Origin of the sequence: Mesorhizobium sp. M7A.F.Ca.CA.002.15.2.1 (assembly GCF_003998715.1) — a bacterium.
GTDB classification, from domain to species: Bacteria; Pseudomonadota; Alphaproteobacteria; order Rhizobiales; family Rhizobiaceae; genus Mesorhizobium; species Mesorhizobium ciceri.
Map to the genome: position 1 here is coordinate 569 of NZ_RZPI01000823.1, position 1,641 is coordinate 2,209.

The 1,641-nt window shown below is 60.7% G+C and carries 3 protein-coding genes; 1 reads left to right on the top strand and 2 read right to left on the bottom strand.

Annotated features, from left to right (window positions below; genetic code table 11):
* A partial coding sequence (locus ENZ74_RS29815) for a cytochrome c (protein WP_245471037.1) occupies window positions 1-786 on the top strand: 786 nt, incomplete at its 5' end.
* 1 nt (window position 787) lies between these two features.
* Here the strand turns inward: ENZ74_RS29815 and ENZ74_RS29820 are convergent.
* Window positions 788-1,195 carry an SET domain-containing protein-lysine N-methyltransferase gene (locus ENZ74_RS29820; protein WP_013532664.1) on the bottom strand — a complete coding sequence of 136 codons (408 nt, stop codon included), beginning with the start codon at window positions 1,193-1,195 and terminating at the stop codon, window positions 788-790.
* Window positions 1,196-1,352: 157 nt separating this feature from the next.
* Window positions 1,353-1,641, bottom strand: a 289-nt coding sequence (locus tag ENZ74_RS29825; protein WP_164761311.1) for a LysE family translocator, incomplete at its 5' end; no start/stop codon positions are given.

Sequence of the window (1,641 nt, forward strand, 5' to 3'; positions counted from 1 at the left end):
GGTTGTACATCCTGCCATGCAAAGCCGGGCTCACAGGGCGATGCGCGGCTTCAACTCGCGGGCGGTCTCGAGCTCAAGACGCCGTTCGGAACCTTCGTGCCGCCCAACATTTCGCAAGACGCCAAGGACGGCATCGGCGCATGGTCGGTCGAGGACCTCGCCAATGCCATGCTGAAGGGCGTGTCGCCTTCGGGCCGACACTTCTATCCGGCGTTTCCCTATGCGTCCTACGCGCGCATGAATCCGGTCGACATTGGCGATCTCTATGCCTTCCTCAAGACGCTGCCGGCCGTCGCCGGCAAGGCGCCTGCAAATTCGCTCGGTTTTCCCTTCAACATTCGTCGCGGCATCGGCCTGTGGAAATTGCTCTATCTTAGCGACCAGCCTGTCGTTCCATTTCCCGCTGCCACGCCCGATCCGGTCATGGCCGGCCGCTATCTGGTCGAGGGGCCGGGTCATTGCGGCGAATGCCACACGCCGCGCGACCTCGCAGGTGGTACGAAAAAGAACGTGTGGCTGGCCGGTGCGGTGGCTGCCGAAGGCAGCGGCGTCGTGCCGAACATCACATCGGGCGAGGGCGGTATAGGCGATTGGTCGGAAGCCGACATCGCCAACTACCTCGAAACCGGCTTCACGCCCGATTTTGATTCCGTCGGCGGCGCCATGGTCGACGTGCAGCGAAACATGGCCGAGCTGGCGCCGCAGGACCGTGCTGCCATCGCCGCCTATCTCAAGGCGATACCCGCGCATCCAAACGGCTATCCGGCCCGCAAGAGGGCGAACTAGTCTAGATCGAGTCTGCGGATGACAGGTGGCGGTCACCGAGAAAATCGAAGCCCGTTTCGAAAAAATGGTTGTAGTTGCAGGTCAACTCTTCGCCAGGCGCGATGTCGCGCAGCGCAAAACTCTCCTCGGGTGAGGAGACGTCGCAATTAGGCTCGTCGGCATGGTTCATGTAGCGCGCGTCGTCGGCTTCGAAGACGATGTAGTTCGGATCGCGGCGGTCAGGATAGGAGTAGCGGTCGAGATAGCTCTTCACCGGGCCGGCCGCCCGCTCATAAGTCTCGACCTCGATGAGCCGATCGAACCTTGGGTCTAACTTCCAGATCAGAGTACCGCGAGGAATGTGGTTCTTGGCAAAGACGCCGATTCCCTGGATGGGTGATTTGTCGAGATAGACGTCGACGAGCAGCATAATGAACCTTTACGCGATTGGAGGCTGTCAGGCCGGGAAAAGCCGCGCACTGGGTAGCGCGCGGTCGTCGCAATTGCGAGTGAAAATGAGCGACGGGAGCTTCAAAAAGTCCTGACACCCAGCCCTCTGGAAAGGGTGCGTCGATTATCGTCCAGAGTCAGCGTTGCTGCAGCGCCAGACGGACGCCCAAAGCGCAGTAGATGCCGCCGACAACTTTGCCCTGCAATCGTAACACCGACGGATTTCGGCGCAGGAACGTGCCGAGCCGGCCAGCGCTCACGGCAAAGACGACCGTGCTGAAAAGGCCCAGTATGACGAAGATGACCCCCAACGCGGCCATCTGAAGCATCACCGATCCGTTTTCAGGCCGCACGAACTGAGGCAGAAAAGCGAGGAAGAACAGAGCGGTCTTGGGGTTGAGCACTTCGGTCAGGACAGCCTGTCGA